Annotated in this window: 4 protein-coding genes and 1 pseudogene; 2 read left to right on the plus strand and 3 right to left on the minus strand. The window is 69.1% G+C overall.

What is annotated here, in order from left to right:
* Window positions 1-166 precede the first annotated feature (166 nt).
* Window positions 167-2,191: a threonine--tRNA ligase gene (gene thrS, locus WBA11_RS04800; protein ID WP_424519583.1), complete on the plus strand. Its 2,025-nt coding sequence runs from the start codon at window positions 167-169 to the stop codon at window positions 2,189-2,191.
* A gap of 32 nt (window positions 2,192-2,223) precedes the next feature.
* Here the strand turns inward: thrS and WBA11_RS04805 are convergent, their stop codons facing one another.
* From WBA11_RS04805 to WBA11_RS04815, 3 genes are all read right to left on the minus strand, one after another.
* Entirely contained in the window at window positions 2,224-4,200 is a 1,977-nt protein-coding gene (locus tag WBA11_RS04805) for a T9SS type A sorting domain-containing protein (protein ID WP_424519584.1), read from the minus strand.
* Window positions 4,201-4,400: 200 nt separating this feature from the next.
* Window positions 4,401-5,621 carry a glycosyltransferase family 4 protein gene (locus tag WBA11_RS04810; protein WP_424519585.1) on the minus strand — a complete coding sequence of 407 codons (1,221 nt, stop codon included), beginning with the start codon at window positions 5,619-5,621 and terminating at the stop codon, window positions 4,401-4,403.
* A gap of 38 nt (window positions 5,622-5,659) precedes the next feature.
* Window positions 5,660-6,454 (minus strand): hypothetical protein, encoded by a 795-nt coding sequence (locus WBA11_RS04815; protein WP_424519586.1) that lies wholly within the window; start codon window positions 6,452-6,454, stop codon window positions 5,660-5,662.
* 434 nt (window positions 6,455-6,888) lie between these two features.
* Between WBA11_RS04815 and WBA11_RS04820 the strand changes: the two are divergent.
* Window positions 6,889-7,523 (plus strand): annotated as a pseudogene (locus tag WBA11_RS04820) (hypothetical protein); the annotation flags it as partial.

Consider the following 7,523-nt stretch of genomic DNA (forward strand, 5'->3'; position numbering starts at 1 on the left):
TCGGCTGTTTTCGCAAGTCTCGACCTCGAGACTGTCCTCAGCCGCCCCAGACCGCTCTCCTCGCGTTCTCGCCTCCTCTTCGCCGGGCTGGCGGGGCCTCCCCACGTCGCGCCGGTAGCTTGGCGGCGCCGATCTCCGGTTCCCGACCTCGATTCCGCACGCACGAATGCAGATCACGCTCCCCGACGGCTCCGCCCGCGACCTCGAGGCCGGCGCCACCGGCCGCGACCTCGCCCTGTCCATCTCGCCCGGCCTGGCGAGGGCCGCGCTCGCCGTCGAGGTGACCGATGGCGGGACGACCGAGGTGCGCGACTTGGACCGGCCCCTCCCCGACGGCGCGACGGTCGCGATCCTGACGTGGGAGCAGGAGGGCGGCAAGCAGGCGTTCTGGCACTCGTCGGCGCACCTGTTGGCCGAGGCGCTCGAGGCGCTGTACCCCGGCGTCAAGCTGGGCATCGGGCCGGCGATCGAGACCGGCTTCTACTACGACGTAGACCTGAGCGAGACCGACCACCCGGTCCTGTCGTCCGACGACTTCCCGGCGATCGAGAAGAAGATGACCGAGCTGGCCCGGCGCGACAGCCGGTTCGAGCGGTCCGAGATCTCGAAGGCCGACGCCGTCGCTCATTTTGAGGCCAAGGCGGATCCGTACAAGCTGGAGCTCCTGGACGGCCTCGAGGACGGCGAGATCACGTTCTACCAGCAGGGCGGCTTTACCGACCTGTGCCGAGGACCGCACATCGCCTCGACGAAGCCCATCAAGGCCGTCAAGGTCATGTCGCTGGCCGGCGCCTACTGGCGTGGCGACGAGTCGAGGCCGCAGCTCACGCGGATCTACGGCGTCAGCTTCCCCAAGCAAAAGCTGCTCGAGGAGTACCTCGAGCGGCTGGAGTTGGCCAAGCAGCGCGACCACCGCAAGCTGGGCAAGGAGCTCGAGCTGTTCATGTTCAGCGACAAGGTCGGGCCGGGCCTGCCGATCTGGTTGCCGCGCGGCGCACGCCTGCGCGAGACGCTCGTCAACTTCCTCAAGGACGAGCAGGTCCGGCGCGGCTACGACCCCGTCGTCACGCCCCACATCGGCCGGCTCGACCTGTTCCGTACGTCCGGGCACTACCCGTACTACTCGGACAGCCAGTTCCCGCCGATGCTGGAGTCGGGCACGGCCACGATCCCGCACGGCGAGGACCCGTCCTCGAGGACACATGAGGATGACGGTGAGGAGCAGGGCTACCTGCTGAAGCCGATGAACTGCCCGCACCACACCCAGATCTACGCCCGCAAGCCCCGGAGCTACCGCGACCTGCCGGTGCGCTTGGCCGAGTTCGGGACGGTCTACCGCTACGAGCAGTCCGGCGAGTTGGGCGGGCTCACGCGCGTCCGCGGGTTTACCCAGGACGACGCCCACGTCTTCTGCACGCCTACCCAAGTCAAGGACGAGTTCAAGGACGCCATCGACCTGACGATGGTGGTCCTGCGCGCCTTGGAGTTCGAGGACTTCACGGCCCAGGTCTCGCTTCGCGACCCGTCGAACACCGAGAAGTACATCGGCGACGCGGAGCAGTGGGACGCGGCCGAGCAAGCGATCCGCCAGGCCGCCCTCGAGGTCGGCATCGAGACCGTCGAGGTCGAGGGCGAGGCCGCGTTCTACGGGCCGAAGCTCGACTTCATGGTCAAGGACGCGCTCGGCCGGAGCTGGCAGCTCGGGACGGTCCAGCTCGACTACAACCTGCCCGAGCGGTTCGACCTCGAGTACATCGACGAGAACGACGACCGCGTCCGGCCGGTCATGATCCACCGCGCGCCGTTCGGGAGTCTGGAGCGGTTCGTCGGCGTGATGCTCGAGCACACCGGCGGCAACCTGCCGCTGTGGCTGGCCCCGGTCCAGGTCCAGGTCCTGCCCATCACGGACGACCAGAACGACTACGCCGCCGCCGTCGCCGGCGACCTCGAGGCCGCCGGGCTCCGCGTCGAGGTCGACACGCGCTCCGAGAAGGTGGGGCGCAAGATCCGCGACGCCGAGGTCCAGAAGACGCCCGTCATGCTGATCGTGGGCAAGAACGAGGCCCACGCCGGGACCGTCTCGGTGCGCCGCCACGGGCTGGGCGACGCGTCGGACCAGGGCGCGCAGACGCCGGACGCGCTTCGGCAGGCGCTGCTGGACGAGGTCGCCAGCGGGTTGGGCCGGGCGTAGCGTCCTCGAGGTCGGTCGCGCGGCCGGTTCGGCTACCGGACCACGGTTAGCTCGTGGGAGGACACGGTCACGTCTCCTGACAGAGATCGCAGCATCGTCCTCACCACGTAGACGCCGGCCGAGAGGCGACGGCCCTCGAGGGAGACGTCGTGGCGTCCGGCACTCCGCCGACCGGACGCCGGCAACGCGACGCGCCGGCCGGTCATGTCGTACACGGACACCTCGAGGTCGGCGGGCTCCGTCAGGTTGATCTCGAGGCGGGCCGTCCCCTGGACGGGGTTGGGAGCCGGCGGCTGGACCACCGACGTGAGCGCGGCGGCGTCGGTCGAGACAGCGTGGGCCGGGGCGACACGAAGCACGAATCGGTCCTCGTCTCCACGTAGGCTCTTCTCTGGCGTTCTAAAGACGAAGGACGGATGCGCTGCAGCGCGCTCCGCGTCGGCCATGCGAGCAGGGCGGACCCCCGTCTCGTTCGAGACCATCGCAGCGGAACCAGAGGGGGGCGCGGTACCGAGGGGAGGCGTCGCGTCGAACACGTACGACGTCTTCCGAGACAGGTCGACCTCGTTGCCGGTCAGACGGTCGAAGAGCGTGACGGTCCATCCGTCGGAGTCTGCGAGCACGCGGGGCCAGCGCCACGTGAGCGACGTGCCCGACAGTGCAGCGTAGTCAACCGCGATCGGGAGCTCGATCGGGACCTGATCCTCTCCACCGTCGGGCAGTGCGGGCAGCGCTGTGATCGCGAGGAGCTCGCCGTCCTCTCGTCGCGAGCCGGCTACGACGTAGGAGTCCGACGGTGGAATCAAGGCGTAGGCATCGTGCCGGTCCGGTCCAGCCTCAGCCCCCTCGACTCCAAACACTGCGAAGACGTTCGCTCCTCGCTCTCCGTCATCCGCCTCGCCCGTGAGCCGTAGCTCGACGACGTCGCCCGGCGTCTGTGCGAGGGCCATAGGTGTCTCGGTGTCGGGGCGAGCGCCTGCCAGCCCGCGGGCACCGACCGGCGCCTGAAGAGACGGGTTCGGACCCGTCGCGTGGATCCAGAACCCACGACCGACGGGCACCTCGGCATCCGCGAGTGTCCCTGTGCTCGTGCTGTAGACGGCGTACTCTCGTGTGACGGGGTCCCAGACGTAGACCGCGCCGGAGATGTTCGTCCATCCCCACCCCTCCGATCCGAGTGCGAGCGGAGTGCGCAGGGGGTTTCCTAGCAGATTCCAGCCATCCCCGGCGGGGTCCCCAGTTGGTGTGTAGGTCACCCCGGAGAAGGAGAACGGAAGCGCCGGCTCCACCCCTTCGACCGAGAGCGTCTTCGAGAAGCCGCCGTCGATGGCCGGTGTCCGCGGGTCATCGTCGGCGTAGACGTACACGATCCGTCCCTCGCCACTTGGGACCTCCGCCTCCGACGAGACGATAGGGACGTACCCTGAACCGACGGCGCCCTCCGCGCTCTCCTGATACTCGAGGACCGTCGCTTGCCCCTCGGGGGCATCGCTGCCTGGATACCCCTGGGTCCACAGCGGGCCCAGCAGCGACTCCACGGTCGCGCCCTCGACCGGCGCCGCGAGTTGGTACCACCCCGGACCGCCCTCGAGGACGATGTCCACGCTTGCGACAGGGGCTCGCAGGTTCACCAGGTACAAGCGATCACGCTGGTAGACCGCTGGGGCGGATGTCCCGTCGAGTCCCCACGTAAGTGAGACCTCGAGAACACGATCAGCTGCATCGACAGCCGTGACGGTGAACGGGTCGCCCTCCCGAAGACCGTCGAGGGCGGGCGTCATCGGGTCGTCCCCGCGGATGGCGAGAGCGACGCCGCTCGAGTTCCACTCCGCTTCTCCCACACAACGGCCCTGGGCGTCCGTCACACGAACGACGACTCCGTCTGCCAAGTCCGGCGCCCGCCCCTCAGCGATGATGAGCGTGGCGTCATGTCCGGTGGGCTCGGGGCAGGTCCGGGCCTGTGCCGGAGGGGACGCGACCAGGGCGATCAGGAGAAACAGCCGGCGCATCGACGCGAGTGGGGGACACTCCATGAATCGATCCGAGGCCGCCCCACTTAGATCCGACCGGTACAGAGCCTTCTGATGTCATGGCTCCGCGACAGAGCGCATTCTCATCCAGCTCCTATCGGTGACTCCCGCTGGGCCACTCCTCGTGCCATCGCCTGTTCTGGCACTGGCAGGGGAGGACCTTTCCGCCCCACCTCTCGCTAGCTCTCGATCGCCGAGCGAATCACGTCGGCCCACGCGCGGCAGCACACCTCGCGCTCGTAGCTCTCGAGGAACACTCGTCGAGCCCTGGCGCCCATCCGAACGGCGTCCGCTGGTCGCGCCGCGAGCGACTCGAGCTGCTTCGCAAGCCCCTGCTCCCCTGGAGCCAGGACGATCCCGATCTCGTTCGTCCCGACGATCTCGGCCGGTTCCGACGCCGTCGGCGCCACGACCGCCGTCGGCCGAGCCGCTGCCATCGCACCGAACAGCTTGCTCGGAACGGCGATTCCAGCCATGTCGGCCCGCAGCGTCAACAAATGAACGTCAGCCAGCGATAGGGCCTCGGCGAGTTGCTCGCGCGGGAAGTAGTCCAAGAACCGGACGTTCGAAAGTCCCTGGGCCTCTGCAAACGACTCGAGAGACGGCCTGCGAGGGCCTCCGCCAGCGAACACGAACTCGATGCGCTCGTGGTCTCGGAGCGCGACCATCGCGTCTTGGACCTCGTCGAATCGGTGAGCGAGCCCGGCGTTGCCCGAGTACATCACGACGAACTTGTCCTCGAGGCCGAGTTCGGAACGGAGCGGGTTGTCGGCGGCCTCGATCGGCTGAACTTCGTCTCGTCCTCCCCACACCGAGATCTCCTCGATGCGGGACGGCTCCACCCCTTTCGCTGCAATCCGGCGGGCCATGTGAGGCCCGAGCGCTACGACGAACTGCGCACGACGGTAGCCGGCGTTGTTTACGGCGTGGAGGGACCTCGTCAACGGCGACCCCTCACGGATCATGCCGAGGGCGACCTCGGCGTCGGGATGGAGGTCCATCGACCACACACCATACGGCCGACGACGAAGGCGGGAGACGACGGCCCCCACGTAGGGCAGCAGGGGCGGCGTCGTGAGGTAGACCGTCAGGTCGTATCGGGACCGGAGCGCGTGGGCGAAGGCACCGGCGTAGAACGAGGCGTAGTCGGTCACGCGGCCGACGTTCGTCGTGCGTCCGAACCTCGTCGTTCGGACCCGGTGGATCGTCACCCCGTGCCGGACCTCCGCGCCGGAACGGCCCCTCGGTCCCTTCCCGTACCCGCCGGCGCCCGCCAGCACGTGGACCTCGAGGCCGTCGGCGGCGAGGTACTCCGCGAGGTCCGTCAGCTGCTGGCCCGTCGCGGCGACGTCCGGCCAGTAGTGCTGGTTGACGAAAAGGACAGAGGGCGTCGGGGGCATAGAACGCTGAGCCGGGGACGGCCGCTGGCAGCCCGAAGCTACCGGACCCGCACGACGCGCGTCTCACCCAGCACCGTTCCGTCGGCGCGCCGGACTCGGACGACGTACACGCCGGCCGCGGTGGGCAGGTTGAGGAGGCGGGTCCTCCCCGCCGGGGCCGGTGGGAGCGCGAACGAGGCGACACGCCGCCCCAGCACGTCGAGCGTCTCACCGGCCAGCGGCGCCGACGTGTCGGCGCGGTACCACAGCGTGAACGGGCCGGCCGTCGGGCTCGGCCAGGCGCGGACGGCCTCGAGCTCGTCCTCGAGGTCGTCTTGGGCGCGGGACGTGAGCGAAAAGGCCCGCCCTTCCTCCGTAAAGAAGATGGGGCCGACCCCTTTCGCGTACACGATGATGTCGAAGCCGACCCTGGAAGTGAGCGTCAGCGTCTCGACCTCGAGGACGTCGTCTCCTACCGGGACCGGACCCGATCCGACGGACGCCCTCCGCACGTCCGTCCCCTCGTCGTCACAGGAGACGGACTCCGCCGGGACGGCCGGCAGCGGACACGGAGCGAGGGCGGTGCTCCGCCCCTGACCGGAGCGCCAGGTCGCGCTCGTGGCGTCGTACCGGACCACGAACCTCCGCGTGCCCACGCGAACCCCTCGGGAGTCCTGGTCCACGTCCTCGACGACCCGAAAGCTCTCCCCTGCGACCACCGTGTCCCGCTGGACCGAGCGCGTCCGCGTCGATCCATCGAGGGCGGCGAAGGTCCACGTCGTGCCGGTCGCGAGCGGGTACCACGCGGTTTCTTGGGCGTGAGGCGTGGTGCCCCACGTCGCGACGACTCCCACCAGCACCAGCGAAAGCCGGCGGAGGGACGACGAGGACGCGCGCGGCGTTCTTGCTGAGGCCGCGGGACGACGGCTGCGGAGACGCGTTGGCGCGGTGGGGAGCAGGAGCATGGAGGGTGCGGGTGACGCGACGGGTCGCTCCGTCGGGGAGAGTGCACGATGGCGGTCGTCTATCCTGCCCGTTCTGCGAGGTAGCTTCGGCGCACGACCTTGTCGGTATGCGCGGAGGCCTCTCTGCGGCTACGTCACCCACGCCGTGTCCGCCCCCGTGGAAGAGCCCGCGCTGTGTGAGCGGCAACGGGCGCCCTCCATATCCTCAGGGGAAAGGCTGTAGGCCCAAAGTAAACATGTGAGACCCGGCGGTCGAGACCGACGTCGCTAAATCCCAACGGCAGGCCGTCGATACTGACGTCATTCCCTAGCGCGCTTTTCCCATGCTCGTGTCATCTGTCCTTCCTCGAGTGTGGTGGGCCGTCGTGGTCGCCGCGATCGCGTTCTCGGCTCCCGCGCAGTCGCAAGACGCCTCGCCCATCCTAGGGTCGGAGGACACGCAGTCCGTGGCCCTCGAGGTCGGACCGAACCTGGTCTCGCTCCGGGTCCACCCGGACGACCGGTCTTTCGACGCCATCTTCGGGTCCGACCTCGATCGCGTCTTGTTCATCAAGGACGCTCGGGGGGTCACGTTCGCCCCGCGGTACGGCGTGTCTGACCTCCCAGGGTGGGCGTGGGGAGAAGCCCTTCTCGTGCACGTCGAGGACGCGTTCACCCTCGAGGTGACCGGCTCCCGCATCCTCTCCTCCTCGGAGATCGTGTTGGGCGAGGGGTGGAGTTGGATCCCCGTCTTCCTCGACCAGCCGACGCCCGTCGAGACGGCCCTGTCCACGATCGCCGCCTCGCTCTCGACCGTCGAGGACGTCGACGGCCGCGCCTACCCCGACGGAGACCCCGCGCTCGCCACCATCGAGCCGGGCCAGGGCTACCGCGTCCACCTCGATGCCGCGGCCACACTTCGCTATGGGACGCCACCGACCGGCCGTCAGACGTACCGCGTCGCCACCATCGAGGACGC

Origin of the sequence: Rubrivirga sp., from assembly GCF_049648075.1 — a bacterium.
Taxonomy (GTDB): Bacteria; Bacteroidota; Rhodothermia; order Rhodothermales; family Rubricoccaceae; genus Rubrivirga.

Excerpts from the sequence above, each read along its gene's own strand:
- thrS (WP_424519583.1), top strand. The coding sequence starts at position 167 with ATGCAGATCACGCTCCCCGACGGCTCCGCCCGCGACCTCGAGGCCGGC.
- WBA11_RS04805 (WP_424519584.1), bottom strand. The coding sequence starts at position 4,200 with ATGCGCCGGCTGTTTCTCCTGATCGCCCTGGTCGCGTCCCCTCCGGCA.
- WBA11_RS04810 (WP_424519585.1), bottom strand. The coding sequence starts at position 5,621 with ATGCCCCCGACGCCCTCTGTCCTTTTCGTCAACCAGCACTACTGGCCG.